We start from the raw sequence: 24,610 nt of genomic DNA, 5'->3' as shown, positions 1-24,610 counted from the left end.
GCGATGAATCAAAAGAATCGAAGCTGGAGCACCCATCTGTTTGACGGACTTAATCTCGCCATCCTGCTAGTGGTATCAGCGGTGATGATCATTCCGTTTATTTACATCATCCTGATCTCCTTTGCGACCGAGCAGGAGGTGCTGTCCAAGAGTTTTCTTATATTTCCAACAAAATTTTCGCTGGAGGGCTACCGTTATATTTTCTCCACTCCGATATTGCTTCGCAGCCTGGCGGTGACCATCGGGGTGACGGTGATCGGCACATTGGTCAACCTGCTGCTGACCGTGTTAATGGCCTACCCGCTTGCCCGTAAAGATCTCTATGGACGCCGACCCGTCATGCTTATGGTTATCTTCACGATGTTATTTAACGCCGGGATTGTGCCTACTTTTTTGATTGTCAAAGAGCTGCACCTGACCAATACTTACTGGGCGCTGATTATTCCTAGCGCGATCAGTGCTTTTAATATGATCATTATCAAAAATTTCTTCCAGCAGCTGCCTGATGGCCTGGAGGAATCGGCCAAGATCGACGGTTGCAATGACCTTGGGATTTTATTCCGCATTGTTATCCCTCTGTCTCTGCCTGCGCTGGCTACCTTTTCCCTGTTTTACGCCGTAACGCATTGGAACACTTTTCTGAGCGCTATTTTGTATATCAATGACTCGAAAAAATGGCCCATCCAGGTTTTGTTAAGACAGATTGTGATTCTATCGGAGAAGGGGTTGTCTGATATGAATGAGGCGCCTCCTCCACCATCTAAAATTATCAATATGGCGGTTATCGTGTTCTCTACCGTTCCGATCCTGTCCATATATCCATTCCTGCAAAAGCACTTTGCCAAAGGAGTGCTGCTGGGTTCGGTTAAGGGATGACTTGTTCATCTTTTAATATAATATTTTTAGTATAACGAGGGGGAGTAAGACATGAAGCAGCTAAGCTACAAAGTGTTCCTAATGAGTCTGTTAACCATTCTGGCAGTAGCAAGCTTGTCAGCGTGCGGAAGCAATCAGGAAGGAAAGGGCTCACAGGCAGGCGGAAAGCTTTCATTTACCATGATGAATCAGTATTCCTCGACCGAGCCGCCCAAGGCTGACAATCCGATTATCAAGAAGATCGAGGAGTATACGAATACCAAGCTTAATATTACTTGGGTTCCCGCGTCTGCCTACAATGACAAGATCAACGTTTCTATCGCCTCCAATGATCTGCCTCAAGTATTGATGATCGCGGACACCAAATCCTCATCAATCATCAATGCGGAGCGGTCGGGCATGTTTTGGGAGATCGGACCTTATCTTAAGGACTATCCTAACCTGAGCAAGTACAACACCAATGAACAGGTACTGAACAATATCTCAGTAGATGGCAAGGTTTATGGTTTGTACCGCGCCAGAGCGCTGGCCCGCCAGGGCATCACCTTTCGGCAGGATTGGCTGGAGAATCTTGGCCTGCAGCAGCCCAAGACGATCGATGAGCTCTACAATGTTATTCGCGCATTCGCGCTAGACGATCCGGACAAAAATGGCAAAGACGATACATTCGGGCTGGTAGAAGCCGAGGATTCCGGTGGCGCAGGCTCCACAGGTCTGCTTGGATTCCAGACCATCGCCTCCTTCTTCGGTGCGCCCAACCAATGGGATATTCAGGATGGCAAAGCGGTACCCGAGTTTATGACCGAGGAAAATATGGAAGCCATGAAGTTCTATAGGAAGCTGTATGAGGAAAAGCTGATAAATCAGGATTTTGCGGCCACTAAAATCAGCAAACAGCAAGAGCAATTTTTCCAGGGCAAGGCCGGGATGCTGTTCACAACCCTTGACTTTGTGATCACCGGAGGCAACGAGTTGAAGAAGGCGAATCCTGACGCCAAGATCGATATTTTCAGCAGAATTGAAGGACCAAAAGGGGAACGGGTATTTGCAACCACGGGGTATAATGGAATGTTTGTATTTCCGAAGGCTACAGTCAAGTCAGAGGCAGAGCTGAAGCAGCTGCTTGGTTTCTTCGATAAGATCGTCGATGACGAAATGATGTATACCTGGACATGGGGGATCGAAGGGGTTCATTACACGAAGGGGGAAGACGGCGAACCGGCCATCTCTGACCAGACAGCGTATGCCAATGAGGTGTCTCCGCTGAAGCAGCTGCCTACCTATGACGGCTCGCTGATGATCTGGAAAGGGAAAGGGGAAGCGGACAATAAATTCCGCACGATGATGAAAGACAACGAGGCCATAGCTATATCCAACCCGGTGGAGCCTTTGATCTCTCAAACGGCGGTGGAGAAGGGGACGGAGCTGAACAAGATCATCGCTGACGCCCGTGTCAAATTCATTATGGGAACTCTGGATGAAGACGGCTTCAATAAAGAAGTGGAGAAGTGGCGCTCTCAGGGTGGGGATCAAATGATCCAGGATTACACGGAGCTGTACGCAAAGCAGGCTGAGAAATAATCGGGCTATGGCTATTTCAAGAAAATGAGGTGCGTTATGAGTTATTTGCTGGAGGACTTTGCATTTGATCTGCGGGCTAGCCTTGCACCTAAAGAGCATATTTGGGTATGCAGCGGTTATAGCACCGTAGCTCCAGAGCGAAATACGGTAATGGGGGTCAAGGGGTGTTACTCGCCCCCTTTTGCTGCTAAAAATCTGCAGATCGGGATTCGAATGTTCGCGAACGGTCACGAAATTGAGGATACTGGAAACCTGGGCAAGGGAGACTGCGGAGTGCTTTACGCTGAAGAGCACTGGCGCCCTGATCGGATTATCCGCCGAGGCACCTACCACCATTTTGTCAGGGAAAGGTTGATTTCCTTAAGCGTTCGCAGCGAGCTCGTTCCCTTGTTGAATGCTCATGGATTTGTGTTGAAGGTAATCGTCCGCAACCGCAGCGGAAGTTCGGTACCGATCAGCTTATGTCCGCAAGTAGCACCAGACAAACCGGCTTATGTGGCTTATGACAGGTGGGACTATGGCTGGCCGGAGACGGCAGCATCCCCCGCTCAGGAATTGGGGATCGATGGCAGCAAAAGCGAATCTGAAAAGCTGGCCTTTGCGGTGTCAGGAATTTGGGAGAATGAGCAGGCTCGAGTAACTCTATTGCAGGAAGGAGCTTGGGAAGCGGAGCTGGCCGATGGGGAGGAGCTGGAGGTTCGTCTGGCCCTCCTTATGACCGAGTCTGGAGTGGCATACTACACGGATGATACGCTGGCAGAGCTGGAGCTGCGGACAACAGCGGGTTGGAAGAAAAGATTGGAGGAAGCCGGCCAACGTCTGCCTTCCTTGCAATCCGACATCCCCGGTCTGGAAGATTACTATAAACGGTCGTTAATTAGCGGTCTCGTCTGTTTATGGGAGAACCCGGAGTTCGCTATGACGCCGTTTCCTGCGGTATCCGGTGTGGAGGGGGCAGGCATATGCTGCTATCCGTGGGATGTTGGCGGCTATGCAGCTAAGACGATGGTTCTGCTGCTTGGCCCGGAGAAAAGCCTGGAATTGGCCAGGCTGATGGTGGCAAGCGGAATTGACCGCCACTCCCGGTTTGCCCCAAGCGGCAGAGGAGCGGACGTTCCTTATTCCTATAGCATGTGGTCCTTTATCCATTTTGCCTGGTCCGCTATTTTGCTTCACGGGGAGGGGAGCGAGCTGTTCCCGACAGTGAGGCTGCTGACGCTGCATGATGACCAGCACCTGGCCGAGTGGAATGATTTGCTGGATTACGGCCTGCAGCACAATTTGCTGGAAATGCGCGGAGCGGGCTACGAGCATATCGTAGCCAGCCCGAATGCCGAGCGGGCCTGGAGCTACGACCGTCTGGCAGAGCTGGCGGCGCATTTGGAAGCGAACCATGAGCCGATCAAGGAGTGGCAGGAAAAAGCGGAGCGGATTCGGCGGTCCATCCGGGAACATCTGTGGGATGAAGAGGCTGGCTGGTTCAAAGCGCTCTATCCCGAAGGGCATGAGGAAATCATCTACTCGATCCAATATTATGACGCTATGCGCTTTGGTGCCTGCACCGGGACGATGATGGACGGAATGCTCAGACAGGTTGCAGACGGTGCGTTCCTCGGCGCTTACGGGGTCAGCAGTGTATCTGCCAGGGACGAACTTCATTATGAGCAGAACGATCCGGACTGGTCCGGCAGCGGATCATATACCGGGGACGGACCGATGCTGGCTTTGACTTTATGGGAAAAAGGTCAGAGTGGGCCGGCGTGGAACGTGCTTAAGCGTTTATTGTGGATGGGGCAGCATCTGCCTTACTATCCGCAGGAGCATTATTGCGATCGACCGGCTGTACCTGCGCATAAACGGGCCAATGTAGTAGCAGGTCTATCGGGGATGGAAGCTCTGCTGTTCGGGATGGCGGGAATCGAACCGGGATTGGACGGCAGCTTGTGGATGCATCCAAATCCGCCGGAAGAAGGTTCGGTGCGAGTTTCTGGCTTCCTGTTCCGGGGACATAGCCTGGACATCAGCATGAGCCCCGGCTTTTGCGAGATTTCCTGCGATGGCGGCATCGTCTATAGCGGTGCCCCGCAACGGGTGCTGGCAGGCCGGTTTTCCGCAGGGGGAGAGAAGCTGCACATTCAGGAGGTATAACCATATGAACAAGGAGTCTTATGATTTTGATATGATCATCGCGGGTGCGGGCGTCGGAGGGATCAGCGCGGCGCTTGCTGCCGCAAGATTGCAGATGAAGGTGCTGCTGCTTGAGCAAGCCGATGAAGTTGGGGGAACCGGCGTATTCTCAAGCGTGTCCTTAATATGCAACTTCCGGGATTCCTGGGGAAGACCGATTACTAGCGGCATTCACCGGGAGCTGTTCCCCGCCTCGTACACGCATTACAATGAGAAGCTCGTTCCAACCTATGATGAGCGGGATTTGAAGGCTGCATATGAGAGGCTATTGGCCTCCGAACCGACCCTGACGTTATGGACCCACTGCCAGGTGTCCCAAGTGGATACGAAGGACGGACGAATTGTCCGTCTGCATCTTCAGGGCAGCCGGACCACAACGGTTACCGCCAAAATCTATCTCGATGCCACTGCCGACGGCAATCTTTCCGCGTTGGCGGGCTTGCAATACAAGCTGGGCAGAGAAGGCGATGGCAGGCTGCAATCCGCCACTGCGACTTTCAAGGTCAGCGGGGTTGACTGCTCCCGGCTGAAGGAGCCGGATATTCGGCAATGGTCAGCCATTCATTCGCTGCGCAGGGAGCTGCTGCCTTATTACCTTGATAGGAAAGCAGCAGGCCTCACCAGCAACCCGCGGCAGAGCATCACCTGTTTTCCTTATCCGGACGGCGAGTCCCTGCTGTTTAATTCGACCTCGGTGCTGGATGTAGACCCGACCCGTCCAAAGACGCTGATTCGGGGGAAGGAAGAAGGAATCCGCCAAGCGCAGGAGCTGTTTGAAGCGATCCGGCAGCATCCGGCTTTCCATCATGCCAAGCTGGAATATATCGCCCCCAAGCTGGGAATCCGGGAGGGGCGGCGAATCGTTGGGGAATATGAATTGACGGCAGAGGACTGTCTTGAGAGCCGGCGCTTTGAGGATATGGTGGCCGCTTGCGCCTATTCCCTGGATATTCATAGTCCGGATGGAGGCGCTAGCCGGCTCGAAAGCATTCCGGAGCCAGGCTACTACCATATTCCATACCGTTCGCTTATTCCCAAGGGCTGCACCAATCTATTGCTAAGCTCCCGATGCATCAGCGGTACTCATGAAGCCCACAGTTCTTATCGGATTATGGCCTCGGTCAGTGCGATCGGGGAAGCGGCGGGAACGGCCGCTGCGCTCTATGTCTTGCAAGGGCTCCAGGATGTCAGGCAGGTGGAGAGCCCTCATATCCGGTTCATCCTGCAGCTGCGGGGGCAATTTGTAGAAGGGGAGGTGAAGCGGATTGCTATGCCGGCCAGCCCTGCATGGGCAGAAGAGGCCCGATAAGATGGTAAAAATCCCATCATCCTAGAAAACGCTTACAGTGAGGTGGTTGTATTCCAGTCAAGATAAGGGAGTGAAAAGTCATGTTCATGAAAAAATGGATGATCCGTTTGGTGCTTGTTTTGCTGGTATCCGTCAGTATTATTCCGGGGGCGGCGCCTCGGGCCGCCGCTGCCCAGCCTCAGGCCGAGGTTATTCTCAGCTCGCCCCCGATATACCAAGGGGTTAACAGGGCTTGGCCCGGGGATGCGGACAAAGATCCGACACATGCTGCGACGACCAGGAAGGGCACGGCATGCTGGACAACATCGCAAGATCCGCTAAATCCTTACTTGTATGTCGATGTCGAAAGCACAGTAAAACCTGCTGACGCAACCTATGCGATTGTGTCTGTGGACTACTATGACGCAGCGGCAACGACGGTAGCCATTGAATACGACGGCCAAAACAACGCGTACCAAGCTACTCCATGGATGCCCACCAGCGGCAGTCAGACTTGGAAGAACCAAATCTTTGAGCTGAAAGGAATCAAGTTCGCCAATCGTACAAACGGTGCGGATTTCCGTCTGCGCGTTCACAGTATCAATGGCGTTATGCCAGAAATCTGTTTTGCGCGAATCCAGGTGACCTTTGCGACGACTCCAACGCTATCCGTAATGAATCCGAGCCTGCTCTTCACCACCCAATCCGCAAACCTGGACTTCGGGACGGTGGGTGACTCGGTCTCCTATGAAATTGCAGACGATCAGGGTGCGAGTCTTCGCACGGGATCCATTCCTGTGGGTGCCAACGGACATGCTCCGCTATCCGTACAGGATCTGGGTCCGGGATTCTACAATCTCACTTTCTCCAGCGTCATTGACGATCATCCGATAACGCGCACCACCACATTTGGCATTGTGACCCCGACGCCAGCCGGGGCCTTGAGTCCCGATTCCTTTTTTGGGATCGACACTCATTTTGGTCACTACAAAGCGCTGGAAGGCGGGCTGATGAACGCTTTGGCGACCATCGGTTACGGTCACATTCGAAGCGATGTGAACTGGTCGTTAATTGAAAAGCAGCCAGGCGTGTACAACTGGGCCGGATATGATTTTGAAGCCAGATCACAGCAAGCTCTTGAACTTGGTATGACTCCCCAGGGGGTTCTGGCCTACAGCAACGCCAATTATGACAACGGTAAAACACCAAGTTCCGAGGAGGGGCTGGCCGCATTCGGCCAGTTCGGGAAGGCTGCTGCCGAGCATTACAAAGGCAAGGTCAGCGATTTCAACGTCTATAACGAGTTCAATGGCACCGGCTTTAACAACGGGGCTTGCGGCACTTCCGCAGCCTGTTATGTACAGATGCTTCAGGCTATGTATGGACCGATTCACGAAGGAAATCCCGACGCGAACGTTATTGGCCCGATTCCATCCACCATTGACGATAACTGGAATAATGCCTTTTTTGCGGCTAACGGTATCAAATACATGGATACTTTTGCAACGAATGTCTACGGGTACGCTCTCGAGGGAGCGAATACCCCGCCCGAGCGCACATTGCTGGTGTCGAAGCTGCCTGCATTGGTACAGCAGGTGAAGCAGGAGGCTGGGGATCGGCATGTTCCTGTATGGATAACCGAGAACGGCTGGCCAACTTATGCCGCTGCCTCTACGGAGCAGCAGCAGGCGGACAATCTGGTGCGTGCGCAGGTGCTGGCAAGGGCAGCAGGCGTAGATGTCTTCAGCTGGTACTCGGCTATGGATGACGGGACGGACCCCAATAACAGAGAGCATCACTTTGGACTGTTCAGGCAACCTGTGGATGGTGTAGTTGGTGTAGCCCCAAAGCCTGGGGCAGTTACAAACGCCGTGCTTATTCGTGCGGTAACCGGAAAGGGTATTGAAGCTCGCGAAAGTCTCGGCTCCGATACCGCCTACTCATATCCGTATACGGGAGGAGGTTCTACAACTCGAGTCATGTGGTCCACCGGCAGTGAAAGCGCTGCTCTGAACACTACCCAGCCTCTGATCGTCACGAATGAATACGGGGCGATAAAAACGGTAAATCCGACTAACGGCAAGATCATTCTCACGCTCAACGGCAGCCCGATTTACGTCACCGGCGAAGTTGACAGCTTGGGCGTAACACAATCAGCGCTCTCGATGAAAGTTGTCGGACAGCCGATCAAAGGAGATGCGATCTCTGTGACGGTGACGGCAGATCGTTCGAACCCTAAGACAGACCTTCCTAATGAGTTGACGCTTATTGCCAGCGGGGCACAACCTGTTAAGCTTCGCACTTCCCCGGGCAAGGCAACAAGCGCCACTATCAATGTCCCTGCGTCCCTGCTCCTGGGTCAGCGAACCATAGCCGTGGATGTGACGAAGGTGAAGCCGGGGAAGGGAGGCAAGGACAAACACGAGCCAAGCCTTGTTGCCGGCTTGAGGGCAACCACCCATGTCGTAAAGCCGTTCGAGATCAGCGTTCAGCCAACAATCACATCGAAGGCAACATCCCGAAGCTATTTTCTCGATCTTGATCTGAAAAATAATCGCAACCAAGCCTTCACGGCCACCCAGGTTACCTACCAAGTCGGTCCGGTGTCCGGGGAGCTGACGGATGCGGTTCAGATCGCTGCGAATGGAATGGTCTCGATGCGTGTTCCGCTCCCCGATGTCCCGTTATTTGATGCTTTGAGCTATAGTGTGACCGTTGCCAGCGGGAACGGTTCGGACATTTCAGCCGGATCGATATCCTACTCGCCTATTGAGCTTGCGGACCAATATACATTGCCTGCCATCGACCTGGCGTCGCAAGCGGCATGGGTGTCGCTCTCCGGGACGCGAAGCAGCAACAGCGATCTCAGCGGGCAGCTGCGCATCACTTATAACAGCGACGGGCTTATCATCGACGCTGTGATCACGGACGACAAGCATTTCGGCGCGCGCGCGCCCGACGCCTTATGGCAGACCGATTCCATCCAGTTCAGCACTTACGACCGGGTGCCAGGACAGGAGGGTGGGCAACGCGTTGAAATCGGGGCGGCGCTTCTCGACAGTGGACCGTCCGTTTACACCTTCGCGGCACCGGATGGCCAGCAGCCGGGCCCAACCCCTGGCGCTCAAGCGGACATCGTTCAAGATGGCAGCACTATGCATTACGTCATCTCCGTCCCGTGGGCTTCGCTTGGATTTAATGGACCGCCGATGCAGCCCCTTGGCATATCATTCCTGGTAAATGACGATGACCAGGGCTCCAGTGGCGATTCTCGCGATGGTTTCTTGCAGTGGGGCTCGGGAGTCGGCACTACGCCGAAGAACCCTGCCTTGTTCCGCCACGCACAACTGGTGCAGTAAAGAGCAGGATTCTGTCCGCGGGTGATGAAGAGATATGTACGCAACGGGATATGGATTTAAAGCAATCAGAGGCAGCCGGGAAACCGGCTGCCTCTTTCTTCTCTTACCATTCCACTTCGCTTCGGTGAGTGCTCCATCACTTGATCGATTTACTTTGACCAGCTCTACAAAAGCACTTAAGCATTTGATCGCTTTTAAGAACTATAAAAATGAACACCGGTGAGAAGTTAAACATAAATGCTCCCCGCAGTGAGGCCAGCAAAATTAGCAGCCACATCAAGATAAACTCATTATATATCACGAAGGTTGTATCTCTGCCGCTTTGTATCGTAATTGTGTTTGCAGACCAATAATCAGCGTTAAGCTGAAAAAGCTTTTGTAGATGCTTCGGTCTCTCACCAAGAGGCTCATGAGGGTTCTACTCGCCGGTTCTTATAATAGTAAATTTTGTCCTCTTCATTAATTTCACGCAGCACTCTGCACGGGTTCCCTACGGCGATTACACCGGGAGGCACATCTGTTGTGACGATGCTTCCTGCGCCAATGACACTGTTCTTGCCAATCGTTACGCCAGGATTAATAATGGCGCCGCTTCCGATCCATACGCCATCTTCAATCACGACAGGGAAGGCATACATTTGCCCGGTCGCCCGCAATTCCGGATCAACGGGATGCCCTACCGTACATATCGTTACATTGGGCCCGACTAAGACGCCCTTGCCGATCGTAACCGTCGTGTCATCTATAATAGTCAAGTTCGTATTGGCATAGAAACCGTCTCCAATAAACGTATGGGAGCCATAACAAATATGCAGGGGAGGCTCGATCCAGCAATTCGCCCCATAACTCCCAAAGAGCTGATGAGCCAAGGCGGCTCTTTTTTCTGCCTCTGAGGGTCTGGTTTGGTTAAAGTCATATACCCGTTCTTTTCCTTTTAGGCGTTCCTCCGGCAATCCTTCCCCCATATCCGTAAAAAGCTTTCCATTTTTTATATTGTCGCGTTGAGACATGCTTACGACCCTCTTTCTGCACAGAATTGATATCTTATTGAATTATTTTATAATTATAGTGCATAATAATTTTCGATTATATCGAAATTAACCATATTTATATAACAATCGTATTTTGGGAGGGCAATATGGCACAGCTGAATGTTGCTGAAAATCTGTCGGAAATCATTGAATACGATACACCTTATCTTCCTATTCGTACGAGACGATCCAAATTATCTTATTTTTATAATCGCAGCGCGAGCTGCCACTGGCATATCGATTTGGAGTTTATATATGTTTTGGATGGCTCCATGAACTACTTTGTGGACGGGGAGAACTATACCCTTCAAAAAGGGGAAGGTATTTTTGTGAACTCAAATCGGCTGCACTACGGCTATGGACATAAGGAGGAGGACTGCGATTTTCTCGTGTTATTGCTTAGCCCTCAGCTGCTGGTGCGGAATTCTCATATAGAGAATAAATATATTCGGCCGTTATTACAGGATCACCTGAGCAATGCCATTGTGTTCAGAGAGGAAATTGTCTGGCAAAAGGAGGCGCTTGATTATATCAGAAAGCTGTATGAGCTATGTCATGCACAAGTGGAAGGTTATGAGCTTCTGGCCCTCAGTCAGTTTGAGTTATTATTTTTACTATTATATCAGAATACGGTTGGCTATCATGGACTGCACCAAGAGTACTCCAGGGATATGAACGCTCTTAAAAATATGCTGGGGTACATTCAATCCCATTTTGCCGAAAATATCAGTTTGCAAGAGATCGCTGCTGCTGGATCTGTGGGCCGTAGTAAATGCTGTACTTTATTTAGAAATTCTTTGAAAAAATCGCCGATAGAGTACCTTGCCAGCTACCGTATCCAAAAAAGTGTAGACTTCATGACTAATGATAGTCTTAATATGACAGAAATCTCCGCTGCCTGCGGGTTTAATAGTTCAAGTTATTTTGCTGAAACCTTCAAAAAAACATGGGGAGTCTCTCCAACTGAGTACAGAAAAACAATAACTAGTAATTAACTCGGAAAATCGGCCGTTTTTCTATTATAATGAAGACACAGATAGAGAAAAGGTGGAGAGGATCATAAGATGCAAGAGAATTTGCAAATCAAGCAACATGGGGTTGAAGTTAGCGGAGAGAGCTTCTTACAGGGAGTAAAAGACTGTATTCCTACCTTATTGGGGTACTTGAGCATCGGATTTGCTGCCGGAGTGCTGGGAAAAACATCAGGACTAAGCATCACTGAGATCACCCTGATGAGCTTGCTAGTCTATGCTGGCTCCGCTCAATTTATTATTGCCGGGATGGTGGCGGCAAATGGCTCCGCTTCGGCTATTATCTTTACGATATTCTTTGTGAATCTTCGGCACCTTTTATTGAGTGCGGCATTATCGCCTTATTTTCGCCATTTATCTCCCTTGAAGAACATGTTAATAGGCTCCTTGCTCACCGATGAGACATTTGGTGTTGCCATGGCTCAGACCGCGAACAAGACATACATCAGTGATCAATGGATGCACGGCCTAAACATAACCGCATATCTGAATTGGGTCATCGCCAATATTGCCGGAGCCTTCTTGGGACAGTGGATTACAGATCCCCAGAAATTTGGTCTGGACTTTGCCTTGCCAGCCATGTTTATTGGATTGCTGGTTCTGCTGATGGTCAGCCGTTCTAAAGTGGCTGTAGATATTGTGGTCGCTGTAAGCGCAGTGATCATTGTTGTAGGCGTATCCCTGCTGACCTCAGGAAGTGTAGGCGTCATCATAGCTACAATTATTGCCTCGACAATTGGAATGGCGGTGGAAAAATGGAAGTAAGATGGTCAATTCTTCTGATTATTATCGGGGCATCCATTGTTACCCTCATTCCAAGGGTGCTTCCGCTTGTTGTGCTTAGTCGCATACAAATACCGGATTGGGGAATGCGCTGGTTGAATTATGTTCCAATCGCCGTCATGGCGGCGCTGGTCGGACAAGAGCTGCTTATGAAGAATGGAGAATTGTCTCCCTTACACAGCAACCTGGAGTTATTGGCGGCCTTGCCAACTTTCATTGTGGCTAAATTCACGCGGAGTTTACTAGGAACTGTAGTAGTCGGTATTATTTCTATCATGGTGTTGCGTTTCATTTTCTGAAAGGCGAAGTTGTGATCGCTGTCAGGATCTGTTTTGAAGGGCAATTCCTATTTAGGTAAGGTTGAACTGAAAACAAGGTAGGACGCTCACTTTATAAAGTAGAGAATTATATTCATTCAGGATTTAGAGAAAGATTTGAAAAAAAAGAAACGGATGCCTTTAATTGGGCATTCGTTTTTGTGTCATCGCGAAACTTTGGCAATGCTCTTTTTCAGGTTTATCAGGGGTAAACCCAAACTTTGAAGGGGACGAGAAATTTCAGGCCGGTCGGGTTTCGTCAAACAAAAAACTTGGTCAAATGACCAAGTAAAATAAATAAATTGAAACACTAAAAACGCTATGATATAATCAATAGCGCATTTCAAATCAAAGTAAAGCTGATTATTATAATTACTATTCCTAATTTTATTGTACACCAGTGACTTCTGATTTGTCAATGCCCATTTTTCGGAATGAAAAGGAGTGTGTTCAGAAGAATATGGAAGCGAAGGAATGGCAGATAGAGCAGGCGCGACTGGATCAGGTTAGAGAGAAGCTGCAAGCAAGGATCGACGAACTGGAGCCGGAGGTTACCGGGACGCGTGAGCAGGCTTCGGAGATGCGCAGGCACTTCTGGGAAGAAGTAACGGTCAACACAAGCTCGGATGAGGACTTTGAGGAGACCTTCCATAACATTAATCAGCAAGCCGCAGTTTTATCCGAGCGGGAGCGCCGTCATCGCATGCTCAGCCAGCAATGGAAGAGCTTGCATCGGCTGCTGCCCTCACCTTATTTTGGACGCATCGATTTTCAAGAGGACGGCTTGAATTTGACGGAGCATATCTATATCGGTGTAGCTTCTTTCGTTGAAGAAGATGGACTAAACTTCCTGGTGTATGATTGGCGCACTCCCATTGCCAGTCTCTACTACGATCATTCCCTCGGTACGGCCTTTTATGACACGCCTGTTGGCAGGATTACGGGATCGATGGAGTTGAAGCGGCAATATCAGATTCAAAATGGACAAATCCGCAACATGTTTGATGCGAATGTTACGATCGGTGATGAGCTGCTCCAGCAAGTCTTGTCTAAAGGCGCGGACTCGCAAATGAAAAGCATCGTAGCGACGATTCAGAAGGAGCAGAACGCGATCATTCGTGACGATCACAGCCGGCTGCTTATTGTGCAGGGAGCTGCCGGCAGCGGCAAGACCTCTGCGGCTTTGCAGCGTGCAGCCTACCTATTGTATAAGAACCGCGATACACTCAAGGCCGATCAGATCGTTCTTTTCTCGCCGAATCCGATCTTTAACAGCTATGTATCCTCTGTACTTCCGGAGCTGGGGGAGGAGAATATGCAGCAGACGACTTTCCAGGAGTACCTCGAATATTGGCTGGGTTCATCCTTGCGCCTGGAGGACCCGTTCGATCAGATCGAATATGTGCTGACCGCACAATCAATGCCGGAGTACGAGGCTCGGCTTCAGGGAATGAAATACAAGGCTTCGGAGGCTTTCTTGACAGCTTTGCAGAATTATGCCCTGTGGCTAGGGCAGGAGGGAATGCTCTTTAAAAGTATTCGGTTTCGCGACCGTGATCTGATCACTGCGGAGCAGATAAGCACGCAATTTTACAGTTATGACTTTACCCTGAGCCTGGCCAATCGGATCGATCTGCTGCAGAAATGGCTTATGAAGGAGCTATCGATTCTGGAACGCAAAGAACGCGAAGCCTGCTGGGTAGAGGAGGAACTCCAATATCTTGACATTGAACAATATGAGGAAGTTTTCGGCGAGCTGCATAGGGATCGGGAAGTGTTTGATATTGCCGAGCGTTATGCGGAAGTGTACGAGATCATAAGCAAAAAGCGCCGGAAAGATGAAGGTGACTTCGACTTTGCCGAGCAGGAGAAAAAATCGCTTAGCCAGAGGATTGTGAAGCAGAACTTCAAACCGGTAAGACAAAACGTGAAGAAATTATCTTTTATAGATGTCCGGGGGTTATACGACCAATTGTTTGAAGCGGAAGCGCATTATCAAGAGAAGACGCAAGAGGGGGAGATTCCTGCTCTATGGTCTGAAATTTGCCGGCAAACCAGAGAGAAGCTGGGTCAGAATGAATTGTTTTATGAGGATGCGACTCCATACTTGTATTTAAAAGAACTGATTGAGGGTGTTCGGACGAACACGGAGATCCGCCATGTCTTCATTGATGAAGGACAGGATTATTCGGCATTTCAATACGAATATCTCAAGAAGCTGTTTCCTCGTGCCCGCATGACGGTGCTCGGCGATTTTGCGCAGGCGATCTTCACGCAGTCTACAAGATTGCATGGGGATGATTCGCCGCTGGTCAGGCTTTATGGGGAAGATAAGACCAGCTTGATCCGCCTGATGAGAAGTTATCGTTCAACACGGGAGATTGTAGAGTTCACAAAGGAACTGCTCCCGGAAGAGTCGGAGATCGTGCCGTTTGACAGAAGGGGACCGAAGCCGATTCTTGCCAGATTAGAAGGCGGGGAGATACGTGATGCGCAGATACTGCAAGATATTGCGGTACTTCAAGCCGAAGGCTATGACTCGATTGCCGTTATCACGAAGACAGCGGCGGAAAGCCGTGCAGCCTTTGAATCATTGCAGGCACAAGGAAGCCTAAAATTGCAGCTGATTACGAAGCAGACGATACAGTTTGATAAAGGTGTGATGGTCATTCCCGTATATCTGGCCAAGGGGATTGAGTTCGACGCCGTCTTAATCTATGAAGCCTCGTCTCAAGCCTATAGCCGCGGCAATGATCGCAAGCTTCTATACACCGCCTGTACGCGGGCCATGCATGAACTGCTGCTCTACTCGACTGGCGATTGGACGCCCTTTGTGGAGAACATAAACCGCAATTTATACGCTTAATGGTCAAAAGTGTCCGTTTAGCGCTCCATTTTGGGTATGCAGCCCTTGTAATGGACCAAATTGTCCGTTACAGGCTGAAAGATCGCAGAAAACCGCAACTCAGATGAAATGGGCCGACTTAGAGGATTATCCATTCAATGAGTCTGGGAATCAGGTGGAGAATATTGAGAAAGTTTCCTTATGCAGATAGACTTGGCCAGTTCACCGACCAAGTCTATCTTTTATTAAATCAACACAATTTACAAACCGCTGAACACGATATTCCGCAGCTTGCGTGTAATCGCCATCGTACCGGCATCTTTTTTCTGGATCATAAACAGGATGGTCAGACCGTCTTGAGGGCTGTTGCAGAAGTATGCTCCAAGCCAGCCGTCCCAGCCATATTCGCCGGAACTGCCGATCAATCCGGCTTTTTCCGGGTTGGTCATGATGCGCATTTGGTTGCCATAGCTATAGCCGTGGAAAGTATGCCATGTATCAAAGCCTTTTTGCTGCCAGTCCGTGAGAGCCGCTGAAGTTAAATATTGAACAGTTCTTGGCCTTAATAGCTGAATACCGTTGCAGCTTCCCTGATTCATCAGCATCGTTGTAAACCGGGCGGCATCGTCAATTGTAGACGCCAGACCCGCTCCGCCAGATTCGAATGCGGGCTGCTGATCCATCTGATGTTGTATTCCCAGATGGGTTTCCGCAAACAGCTTCAAGCCGCCTGCACCATCATCCTGATAGGTTTTCACCAGGCGGGATCTTTTTTCCTCAGGCAGCCAAAATCCGGTATCTTTCATCTCTAATGGGTCGAAAATTTCCTTTTGCAAAAACTCGCCGTATCGCATGCCGCTGACCGACTCTACAATTGCGCCAAGGATATCCGCCGATGCTCCGTATTGCCAGCTCGATCCTGGCTCGAACGAAAGGGGGCCCTGCCCCAGGCGGTTCGCGAACTCCAGGGTGCTCATGGGATTCTTACCATACAATCGCTCGTTCATTTCTTGAAACAGTGCTTCGGTATATTGCCCAGCCTGATCGGTTCCACCATATACTAATCCCGATGTCATGTTCAGCAAATCATGAATATTAACCTCGCGACTGGCAGGTACCCATTCACCGTTGTTCTCGACCTGCGGGTTATTAAATCCTGGAATATAGCGGCTTACCGGATCGAATAAATCGATCTCCCCGCGTTCCAGCAGCATCATGACGGAAGTGGCGGTAATCGGCTTTGTCATCGAATATAAGCGAAAGATAGAATCCCTGGTCATCGGGCGTCCCGATTCAATATCGGCCAAGCCGTCTTCATGATAAAAAACCATATTTCCATCCTTAATTACCATAAAGTTCGCACCGGCGATTTCCTGACGATCAATACTTGCTTTTAGCGTTTTTTTCAATTGGTTGGCTAATTTCAGTTCCAGCATGTTTGCAATGACCCCTTCACGAATAAGTTCACTTCAGCGTAGCGTATGTAAAGCCATTTACTATAGAAAATATTAAGCGCTTTCGCGACGGTTGTATAGAAGAAATAACACCCGAGTGCATTTGTTTGGTTTTTGAAAACATGCTAGCATCCAATTATACTCATATGGAGAATGGAAAAAAGTCTCAAGCTTTTGGGAGGCAAGAAAAACAGGGTGAGGTAGTTATATGACAAGCACGATATTGATTGTGGAAGACGAGCCTATTTTACGGGAAGTGATGAAAGATTATCTGCTGGAAGAAGGATACGCGGTGCTTGAGGCTGGCGACGGCAAGCAGGCGCTGGAGTTGTTCCAATCGCATGCAGTAGATTTAATCATACTCGATATAATGCTCCCAGAACTGGACGGATGGTCCGTATGCAAACGGATTCGAAAAAGATCTAATGTTCCAATTATTATGTTAACAGCCCGTTCGGATGAGGACGATACCCTGCTGGGGTTTGAACTGGGAGCTGATGACTATGTAACCAAGCCCTACAGCCCTCCCATCTTGCTGGCACGGGCGAAGCGGCTTTTGGAGAGCAAACAGAATCGGGAGCAAGAAGACGATACATTATCCGCCAGCGGTATTTCCATTCATTTTCCGTCCCGGACAGTTAACGTAGATGGGGAAAACTGCAGTTTGACGCATACGGAATTTGAAATTCTAGCTTATCTGATGAAAAACAAAGGCGTTATTATTACCCGAGAACAGCTGATTACAAAGATCTGGGGGTATGATTTCGTCGGTGACGATCGCACCGTTAACAGCCATATCCGTAATTTGCGTGCCAAGTTGGGGGAGCGTGCCAAGCACGTTGCCACGATTGTTCGGTCCGGCTATAAATTTGAGGAGAAGCTATGAAACAAGGCATTGTTCTTAAGCTGTTTCTATTAACGACGGGGTTATGCTTGTTCATTCTTGCCGTTATTTTTACCTTGCAAACCGTATTTTTCAAGCAGTTTTATGTTCATCAGAAAGTGAAGGACGTGAACGCGGCGCTTCAAACCTATGAACAGAACTACCTGAATAATGCAGCGGACACACAGGGGATGGCAAAGCTGGAGCAAGATTTTTATCAAAAGTATAACACCTGGATTACGACCGTGGACACCCGGGGAAATTTAAAATATACCGACGACTTCAGCATGGAGATTAAGCTGGCCCCTTCGGATGAGATTATGTTCTCCAATCAAACCATGACCCTCCCTCTATACAGTGTAATCAACGTGGAGGACTTCGGCAGCGATAACCCGTTCCTCACTCCTTGGATTCAGGAAGGGCAGGAAATCGCTATGGAAGGTTTGATCATGAACGGTCAACCGGTGATCCAGAGGATGGGCAATCCCAACCTAAGAGACGAGAGCCACCTGGAAAACCGACACATGGTGAAAAAGGAATACGAGATCGTCACCCGGTATGAGAACCCGATCCAATATCATGAGAAATATCCCACATTTCTGATCAAAGGGACCATTACAAAGGTTCGGATACCGGAAGGGGCAGGTGTCTCGCGTTACACCAATCACTTGATGCTGGATCGTGTCCTGGCTTTCCAGGCGGATCTACTGTACGGCGACTTGGAGGATAGTAAAAATGCCAATCGGATCATCGATTATGAAGAAAACCATGTGAATTACAAAATTTTCGTGAATCGCATTCAAGATCGCGACGGAAATCCCGCATACCTGTTCGCGATGACGTCACTCCAGCCGGTTAATGAAGCCGCCGGGATGATCAAAAATTATTATGTGTACATCATTGTTGCCACTTTGCTTCTCGTCGTGCTGGCATCGTTCTATTACTCCCGTCAGATCACTAGACCGCTGCTGCGCATCAACCGTACCACACGGCAAATGGCCGATCTTGACTTTTCGGAGAAAATTCCGATCACAACGAAAGATGAAATCGGGGATTTGTCGCGTAATATTAACGTGCTCTCCGAACGCCTGCACTCCCATATTCTTCGACTTGAGCAGGACATCGAGAAGGAAAAGCAGCTGGAGAATACGAGAAAAGAGTTTATCTCCGGCGTATCCCATGAGTTGAAAACTCCACTAAGCGTTATCCAGAGCTGCCTGGCAATTATGAAGGATGGGGTAGCAAGCCATAAACGGGATTATTATTTCCAGGCGATGGAGGACGAAGTGAAAAGAATGGATCTGCTGATCGTGGACATGCTGGAATTGGCCAAATATGAGTCGGGGACTTATACCATGGCTATGGATTTCTTTTATATCGACGCCGTTATCGATCGGGTATGTGAGAAGTTGGCTACGGACATCGAGGCGAAGCAATTGCATTTGAATACGTGGCTGAAGCCAATCGAAGTGATGGCCAATGAGCGCCGGATTGAGCAGGTCGTTGTCAATTTCCTCAGCAACGCGATTCGTTATACACCGGAGCGGGAATCCATACTCATCAGGCTCTTGGAGGATCGGGACACCGTAAAAATTTGCATTGAAAATAAAGGGACACGCATTCCGGACGAGCAACTGGAGAAGATCTGGGAGCGGTTTTATCGCGGGGAGCCTTCCCGCCAGCGGTTGGCCGGCGGCACCGGCTTAGGCCTTGCCATTTCCAAGAAAATCCTGGAGATGCACGGCGTGCCCTATGGCGCAATTAACACCTCCGACGGGGTGATATTTTATTTTCAATTAAATAAAAAAGCGTAGAACTTCGGTTCTGCGCTTTTTTTGCACTTGTTACCTGCTGGAAATCGAATTCTATAAATGAATTTGACATGATCTGCACTTCTTCTACATCTCTCTCTCTTATTCTTTTTTACATGGGGAGAGGAGATGGATTGAAAATGACAGCAAGAACAAATCTGGATCGAGGTTGGAGAGAAAGAAAAAAAAGAGCTAAGCAGCGCAGGCGGCAAATAGTTATATTTGCAGCCATCGGCTTGTTTGGTTTGGCCCTGTTGAGATGGATACTGCCGCTCAATACAGCCGCGATTGCGGAGCAGCAAGGGGAGCAGCCGGTGTACCAACAACTTGCGAGCAAGGTGAGCAAGGCTGATCCGAAAGACGGGGAGGCCAGGCCGGAGGGCAAAATCGTCTATTTAACGTTTGATGATGGTCCGAGCGAATGGACAGGTAAGTTTCTTGACGTTTTAAAGGAGCATGGCGTCCAGGCGACCTTTTTTATGCAAGGAAGCAATCTGCGGCATAAGGATTTGCAAAGCACGGTGAAGCGCGCGGTTGATGAGGGACATTACATCGGCGGACACAGCATGACCCATCAATACAAGAAGCTGTATGAAGAGGGACAATTCGTATCCGAGATGAAAGACAACCTGGCGCTGATCCATGAGATTACAGGTACCCATCCACTTTTGGTGCGTGCGCCGTATGGTTCAGTGCCTGGGTTGGACGATACGGGGCTGCGCGACCAAATTGCCCGGGAAGGAATGAAAATCTGGGACTGGACCATTGAATCAAACGACTGGAAACTGAAGGATCATCCGGAACAGATTGTGGAGAACATCAAAAAAGCGACCAAGGTTGATTTGGAAGTTGTATTGATGCATGAAAAGCTGCAGACGCTGCAGGTTCTTCCGGAGATCATTGAATTCTACAAAGAAGAAGGATACCGCTTTAGGGTTTACGGCGATCACCAGCATTTCCCTATGAACTTTCAAAAGGATCATCGTTTGTAGAAGTAGCCTTGGCTTTAGCAATTCTCCAAATGATTTTGATATGATCTGCACTTTATCTTTATCTCCAGAGATTACACTTGGTTCCGGAAGAACAAGTCTAATTGCCGAAAAGGGCAGGGCTCCTTACTGTACAGAGCAGAGCCCATAAAGCTCTGAAATTAAAGAAAGAGAGGAATTTAAGCTATGAGAAAAATGATGATGATAGTGCTTCTGGGGGGGCTTGCACTCAGCTTGGCAGCATGCGGAAATAGTCTCGCAGAACAGCAGCAGTCGACAACTGTGGCTCAGGGGCAGGCCATGAATTCAAGCGGATTAACCGAGACACGGTACCAAACCATCTATAAAAATAGCGTATTTATGGGAGATTCCATTACCGAGGGGTTATCCTTCTATGACGTTCTCAAACAGGAAAATGTGCTGGCAGGTGCAGGCAAGACGGCGGAGTTTGCATTAGAAGATATCGATGAATTGACCAAGCGGAGTCCGAAGCAAGTGTATATTCAATTGGGATCGGACGACATTCTGTGGCCTGTAGACAACCCCATAGCATATTCGATACAGAACTATGCAAAGCTGATCGCCAGGATCAAGGAAAAGCTGCCGCAAACGCAAATTACGCTTCTGACGGTAACCCCGGTTTCTGCCAAAGCAGTCAAGCAAGAGCCGAGATACAACAACATCAGCGATTATAACCAGGCATTAAAAGAGCTGGCAGAGCAGGAGAACATCGGATTTGTTGATCTGTCCCCATTATTCACAAGCGGCTCTGACGCTTTGTACGATTCGGACGGCATTCATTTTAAACCCGAGTATTATACAAAATTGCTGGATCTGCTGAAGGATCAAGTGAAATAGCATGAGAACGGGTCCATCTGTTTGGAGGTGTGAATATTGGTCTTTAGCAGCCTGATCTTTCTATTCCTCTTTCTGCCGTTCACCATTCTGATCTATTATCTATCGCCCAGGAAGCTTCGAAATGCTGTCCTGCTTATAGTTAGCCTGATCTTCTATGCATGGGGCGAGCCTTTATATATTCTGATTATGTTATTTTCAACTGTGTTTGATTATTTCAATGGGCTGCTGATCGATAAGTATAGGCATCGTAAGCCCCTTGCAAGGGCAATATTTATAGGTTCTATGACGGGGAGTTTAGGGATTCTTGGATTTTTCAAATATGCCGGTTTTGTGGTCGACAATCTCAACCAGCTGTTCCATCTGCATCTCCAAGCCGCTGATTTGCCTCTGCCGGTAGGCATATCCTTCTACACCTTTCAGACGATGTCTTATGTGATTGATGTCTATCTGGATAAAGTGCCGGTGCAGCGGAATTTTATCTCTTTTGGCGCTTACGTGACGATGTTCCCACAGCTGGTTGCCGGTCCCATCGTGAAATACGGAGATATCGCCAGGCAGCTCGATTCCCGCAGGGTGACTCTGGATCGATTTGGCGAAGGGGCGGAGCTGTTCATCAGAGGTCTCGCCAAAAAGGTGCTCTTAGCCAACAATATGGGGCTATTGTGGACAAGCGTCAAAGCCACTCCGATCGAACAATTGTCGGTGTTATCTGCTTGGCTTGGCATCATTGCGTTCACACTGCAAATCTATTTTGATTTCAGCGGGTATTCTGATATGGCCCGCGGACTTGGCAAAATGTTTGGTTTCGATTTTATGGAAAACTTTCGCTACCCTTATATCTCCAGGAGTGTGACGGAATTCTGGCGCAGATGGCATATTTCGCTGGGCACATGGTTTCGGGAGTACGTGTATATTCCGCTTGGCGGTAACAGGTCAGGGCTGAGGAAGCAGCTGCGGAATTTGTTGGTTGTATGGTTTTTAACCGGTTTATGGCATGGAGCCAGCTGGAATTTTATCGTGTGGGGGCTGTATTTCGGTTTCTTCGTGATGATTGAGAAATTGCTGCTGCTAAAGTGGATGGAGCGCGGACCTGCTTTTGTCGCTCATCTCTATACGCTGCTGGTTGTGATCATCGGCTGGGTATTATTCGAAATGGACACTCTGACATCCGCCGGACGCTTCATCGCTGTGATGTTCGGTTTCGGCGGGCATGGCTGGGCGGATCAGCAGGCGCTTTATGCTTTATCAACAAATGCTATATTATTAGTCGTATTGGCCTTCTGTGCCACTCCGTTTCCCGCAAAGATTTTATCGTCTATGCAAGAGAAATGGCAGATCGCCGGCAGAATTACTGTTCCGTTGATCTATCTTCTGTTCATAACTTTATCGACCGCTTATTTAGTAAATGAAACCTACAATCCATTTTTGTATTTTCGATTTTAAGGGGGAGCGGCCATGGACGAACCTATCAAAACCCATCGGAAATTGCTGGCGTTATCGCTCCTGCTCTTTATAGGAGTAGTTAGCACGTTTAATCTTATGGCATCGGACCGAGAATTCTCGGAAGCGGAGAACCGGATGCTGGAGCAGCTGCCGGCTTTCTCACTGAAAACACTAATGTCGGGAACCTTTACTTCCGATTTTGAGAAATACATGTCTGACCAATTTATTTATAGGGATATTTGGATCGGTGTGAAAACCGATACGGATCGCATTACGGGGAAAAAGGAGAGTAACGGAATATATCTGGGCCAGGACGGGTATTTGATTCAGAATTTTATCCCCCCGACCGAAGAGGAGCTGCAGGAGAAAGCGGACGCTATTCAGGCGTTTGATCAAGCCACACCCGGCTTGAACAAGTTTGTGATGCTGGTTCCAACAGCAGCGGCTCTGTATAAAGATAAGCTCCCGAGATATGCCATCGTTGGCGATGAAGAAGCTTATCTGGGCAAAGTCAGGCGTTTGCTGCCGTCCCATATTCATTTTCTTGATGTGTTTCCCGCTTTGTATGCAGGACGGGAGCTGCCTATATTTTATAAAACAGATCATCATTGGACGACCGAAGGTGCTTATATCGCCTACGTGGAGCTTTGCAGGCAAATGGGGTTGACACCTCAGCGTAAGGAAGATTATAGCATCCGCCAAGCATCCGCCAATTTTTATGGTTCATTGTATTCCAAGAGCGGGTTCAGGCATTTGCCTCCCGACAGCATAGATCTGTATCTGCCGAAGGATCCGGAGAACTATACTGTAACCTATGTCGATGAACAGAGAAGCACGGATACGTTATATGCAATGGAACAGCTTCAAAAGAAGGATAAATATGCTGTGTTTCTGAATGGCAATCATGCGCTTGTCCATATCCAAACGGCTCATCCGGACGGGAAAAAGCTGCTGGTAGTTAAAGATTCGTATGCCAACAGTTTCATTCCGTTCTTATTGCCGCACTTTAGCGAAATTGATGTGGTAGACCTGCGTTACTATGACGGAGAGTTAACGACGTTCGTAAATGAGCACGACATCGATGACATGCTGCTGCTTTATAATGTGAACACATTTTTTGAAGATCCATCAATAAATGATTTATCGGAGTGATAGTATGAGAAGACCATGGAAGGATAGAAGCCGTTTTTTCCCCGTAGTACTGGTACTGGTAATTATCGCTGCGATCTACGTGCTTACCGGATGTTCAGGCCAGGATGGCAGGACGGCTGACCATTTGTCGGCCGCTCAAATCGGAGCAAGCATCGAACAGGCTGTGAGCTTGAAGGACCTGAAAGCGGGAGATCGGACCAAGCTGCAGAAATTGTATAAGCTGAATGCGGACAATGTGGATGATTTTATTCTTTATATTTCAACATCGAATGTAAGAGCGGATGAATTGGTTATCGTCAAGCTTAAGGATGCCAGTCAAGCCGAGAGCGTCAAAGCTAAGATTCGACAGCGAATCGATGCGCAGAAAATAAAATTCAAGGATTATCGGCCAGACGAATATTATTGGGTAGAACATCATGTCCTGAAAACGAAGGGACCTTTCGTCTTGTTCGCCGTTTCCAAAGAGGCGGACAAAATAGAGCGTGCGTTTGACGATGCATTTTGAGGCAAATTTTACAAACATAAGGGGGCTTGACAGCTCCCTTTTTTGTAAAGATTTTATTGATTTTACCGTTTGCCGCTTTATTGTTTAAAAGTGTCAAAGAATTTTTATTGCAAAATACTTTTATTAGGTGGATAATTGCGATAATAGATCGAGAGTGAACCCAAGTTCAAAGGTTCTTCTGTTCATCTGTTAAATAAATAGGAATAAGGAGCGTGTA

Annotated in this window: 18 protein-coding genes; 16 read left to right on the top strand and 2 right to left on the bottom strand. The window is 48.9% G+C overall.

What is annotated here, in order from left to right; all coding sequences use genetic code 11:
* Positions 1-3: 3 nt before the first annotated feature.
* From BN1360_RS18310 to BN1360_RS18290, 5 genes are all read left to right on the top strand, one after another.
* Entirely contained in the window at positions 4-876 is an 873-nt protein-coding gene (locus BN1360_RS18310) for a carbohydrate ABC transporter permease (RefSeq protein WP_068781282.1), read from the top strand.
* A 51-nt stretch (positions 877-927) separates the two neighbouring features.
* Complete coding sequence (locus tag BN1360_RS18305) at positions 928-2,457, top strand: extracellular solute-binding protein (protein ID WP_068781281.1); 1,530 nt, start codon at positions 928-930, stop codon at positions 2,455-2,457.
* A 36-nt stretch (positions 2,458-2,493) separates the two neighbouring features.
* A complete protein-coding gene (locus BN1360_RS18300; protein ID WP_068781280.1) occupies positions 2,494-4,605 on the top strand; it encodes an MGH1-like glycoside hydrolase domain-containing protein in 2,112 nt (703 codons plus the stop codon).
* Between the two features lie 4 nt (positions 4,606-4,609).
* A complete protein-coding gene (locus BN1360_RS18295; RefSeq protein WP_068781279.1) occupies positions 4,610-5,953 on the top strand; it encodes an FAD-dependent oxidoreductase in 1,344 nt (447 codons plus the stop codon).
* 80 nt (positions 5,954-6,033) lie between these two features.
* On the top strand, positions 6,034-9,291 hold the full coding sequence (locus tag BN1360_RS18290; protein ID WP_068781278.1) for a hypothetical protein: 3,258 nt from the start codon (positions 6,034-6,036) through the stop codon (positions 9,289-9,291).
* 407 nt (positions 9,292-9,698) lie between these two features.
* Here the strand turns inward: BN1360_RS18290 and BN1360_RS18285 are convergent, their stop codons facing one another.
* Positions 9,699-10,301: a DapH/DapD/GlmU-related protein gene (locus tag BN1360_RS18285; RefSeq protein WP_068781277.1), complete on the bottom strand. Its 603-nt coding sequence runs from the start codon at positions 10,299-10,301 to the stop codon at positions 9,699-9,701.
* 128 nt (positions 10,302-10,429) lie between these two features.
* Here BN1360_RS18285 and BN1360_RS18280 point away from each other — a divergent pair, with 128 nt between their 5' ends.
* From BN1360_RS18280 to helD, 4 genes are all read left to right on the top strand, one after another.
* Positions 10,430-11,317 (top strand): helix-turn-helix transcriptional regulator, encoded by an 888-nt coding sequence (locus tag BN1360_RS18280; protein ID WP_068781276.1) that lies wholly within the window; start codon positions 10,430-10,432, stop codon positions 11,315-11,317.
* A gap of 69 nt (positions 11,318-11,386) precedes the next feature.
* Entirely contained in the window at positions 11,387-12,118 is a 732-nt protein-coding gene (locus tag BN1360_RS18275) for an AzlC family ABC transporter permease (protein ID WP_068781275.1), read from the top strand.
* Positions 12,109-12,435 (top strand): AzlD domain-containing protein, encoded by a 327-nt coding sequence (locus BN1360_RS18270; RefSeq protein ID WP_068781274.1) that lies wholly within the window; start codon positions 12,109-12,111, stop codon positions 12,433-12,435. The genes BN1360_RS18275 and BN1360_RS18270 overlap by 10 nt, the downstream gene beginning before the upstream one ends.
* Before the next feature lie 478 nt (positions 12,436-12,913).
* Positions 12,914-15,319 (top strand): RNA polymerase recycling motor HelD, encoded by a 2,406-nt coding sequence (gene helD, locus BN1360_RS18265; protein ID WP_068781273.1) that lies wholly within the window; start codon positions 12,914-12,916, stop codon positions 15,317-15,319.
* A gap of 239 nt (positions 15,320-15,558) precedes the next feature.
* Here the strand turns inward: helD and BN1360_RS18260 are convergent, their stop codons facing one another.
* Positions 15,559-16,734, bottom strand: coding sequence for a serine hydrolase domain-containing protein (locus tag BN1360_RS18260; RefSeq protein WP_068781272.1), 1,176 nt, complete (start codon positions 16,732-16,734; stop codon positions 15,559-15,561).
* A 226-nt stretch (positions 16,735-16,960) separates the two neighbouring features.
* On the opposite strand from BN1360_RS18260, the gene BN1360_RS18255 reads away from it, so the two are divergent.
* From BN1360_RS18255 to BN1360_RS18225, 7 genes are all read left to right on the top strand, one after another.
* Positions 16,961-17,638 carry a response regulator transcription factor gene (locus tag BN1360_RS18255; RefSeq protein ID WP_068781271.1) on the top strand — a complete coding sequence of 226 codons (678 nt, stop codon included), beginning with the start codon at positions 16,961-16,963 and terminating at the stop codon, positions 17,636-17,638.
* Positions 17,635-19,449 carry a sensor histidine kinase gene (locus BN1360_RS18250; RefSeq protein ID WP_068781270.1) on the top strand — a complete coding sequence of 605 codons (1,815 nt, stop codon included), beginning with the start codon at positions 17,635-17,637 and terminating at the stop codon, positions 19,447-19,449. The genes BN1360_RS18255 and BN1360_RS18250 overlap by 4 nt, the downstream gene beginning before the upstream one ends.
* Positions 19,450-19,586: 137 nt before the next feature.
* A complete protein-coding gene (locus BN1360_RS18245) occupies positions 19,587-20,438 on the top strand; it encodes a polysaccharide deacetylase family protein (protein WP_068781269.1) in 852 nt (283 codons plus the stop codon).
* A gap of 183 nt (positions 20,439-20,621) precedes the next feature.
* Positions 20,622-21,293: an SGNH/GDSL hydrolase family protein gene (locus BN1360_RS18240; RefSeq protein ID WP_068781268.1), complete on the top strand. Its 672-nt coding sequence runs from the start codon at positions 20,622-20,624 to the stop codon at positions 21,291-21,293.
* Between the two features lie 36 nt (positions 21,294-21,329).
* Positions 21,330-22,736 (top strand): MBOAT family O-acyltransferase, encoded by a 1,407-nt coding sequence (locus BN1360_RS18235; protein ID WP_068781267.1) that lies wholly within the window; start codon positions 21,330-21,332, stop codon positions 22,734-22,736.
* A 12-nt stretch (positions 22,737-22,748) separates the two neighbouring features.
* A complete protein-coding gene (locus BN1360_RS18230; protein WP_068781266.1) occupies positions 22,749-23,888 on the top strand; it encodes a DHHW family protein in 1,140 nt (379 codons plus the stop codon).
* Between the two features lie 4 nt (positions 23,889-23,892).
* Positions 23,893-24,393: a DUF4358 domain-containing protein gene (locus BN1360_RS18225; RefSeq protein WP_068781265.1), complete on the top strand. Its 501-nt coding sequence runs from the start codon at positions 23,893-23,895 to the stop codon at positions 24,391-24,393.
* Positions 24,394-24,610: the final 217 nt, after the last annotated feature.

Origin of the sequence: Paenibacillus sp. GM2 (assembly GCF_900069005.2) — a bacterium.
Lineage (GTDB): Bacteria > Bacillota > Bacilli > Paenibacillales > Paenibacillaceae > Fontibacillus.
Note: the sequence above shows the minus strand (reverse complement) of the source record. Positions and strands in the feature narration are given on the sequence as shown.

Excerpts from the sequence above, each read along its gene's own strand:
- helD (WP_068781273.1), top strand. The coding sequence starts at position 12,914 with ATGGAAGCGAAGGAATGGCAGATAGAGCAGGCGCGACTGGATCAGGTT.
- BN1360_RS18285 (WP_068781277.1), bottom strand. The coding sequence starts at position 10,301 with ATGTCTCAACGCGACAATATAAAAAATGGAAAGCTTTTTACGGATATG.
- BN1360_RS18225 (WP_068781265.1), top strand. The coding sequence starts at position 23,893 with ATGAGAAGACCATGGAAGGATAGAAGCCGTTTTTTCCCCGTAGTACTG.
- BN1360_RS18310 (WP_068781282.1), top strand. The coding sequence starts at position 4 with ATGAATCAAAAGAATCGAAGCTGGAGCACCCATCTGTTTGACGGACTT.
- BN1360_RS18245 (WP_068781269.1), top strand. The coding sequence starts at position 19,587 with ATGACAGCAAGAACAAATCTGGATCGAGGTTGGAGAGAAAGAAAAAAA.
- BN1360_RS18275 (WP_068781275.1), top strand. The coding sequence starts at position 11,387 with ATGCAAGAGAATTTGCAAATCAAGCAACATGGGGTTGAAGTTAGCGGA.
- BN1360_RS18250 (WP_068781270.1), top strand. The coding sequence starts at position 17,635 with ATGAAACAAGGCATTGTTCTTAAGCTGTTTCTATTAACGACGGGGTTA.
- BN1360_RS18255 (WP_068781271.1), top strand. The coding sequence starts at position 16,961 with ATGACAAGCACGATATTGATTGTGGAAGACGAGCCTATTTTACGGGAA.
- BN1360_RS18240 (WP_068781268.1), top strand. The coding sequence starts at position 20,622 with ATGAGAAAAATGATGATGATAGTGCTTCTGGGGGGGCTTGCACTCAGC.
- BN1360_RS18270 (WP_068781274.1), top strand. The coding sequence starts at position 12,109 with ATGGAAGTAAGATGGTCAATTCTTCTGATTATTATCGGGGCATCCATT.
- BN1360_RS18260 (WP_068781272.1), bottom strand. The coding sequence starts at position 16,734 with ATGCTGGAACTGAAATTAGCCAACCAATTGAAAAAAACGCTAAAAGCA.
- BN1360_RS18295 (WP_068781279.1), top strand. The coding sequence starts at position 4,610 with ATGAACAAGGAGTCTTATGATTTTGATATGATCATCGCGGGTGCGGGC.
- BN1360_RS18305 (WP_068781281.1), top strand. The coding sequence starts at position 928 with ATGAAGCAGCTAAGCTACAAAGTGTTCCTAATGAGTCTGTTAACCATT.
- BN1360_RS18300 (WP_068781280.1), top strand. The coding sequence starts at position 2,494 with ATGAGTTATTTGCTGGAGGACTTTGCATTTGATCTGCGGGCTAGCCTT.
- BN1360_RS18230 (WP_068781266.1), top strand. The coding sequence starts at position 22,749 with ATGGACGAACCTATCAAAACCCATCGGAAATTGCTGGCGTTATCGCTC.
- BN1360_RS18280 (WP_068781276.1), top strand. The coding sequence starts at position 10,430 with ATGGCACAGCTGAATGTTGCTGAAAATCTGTCGGAAATCATTGAATAC.
- BN1360_RS18290 (WP_068781278.1), top strand. The coding sequence starts at position 6,034 with ATGTTCATGAAAAAATGGATGATCCGTTTGGTGCTTGTTTTGCTGGTA.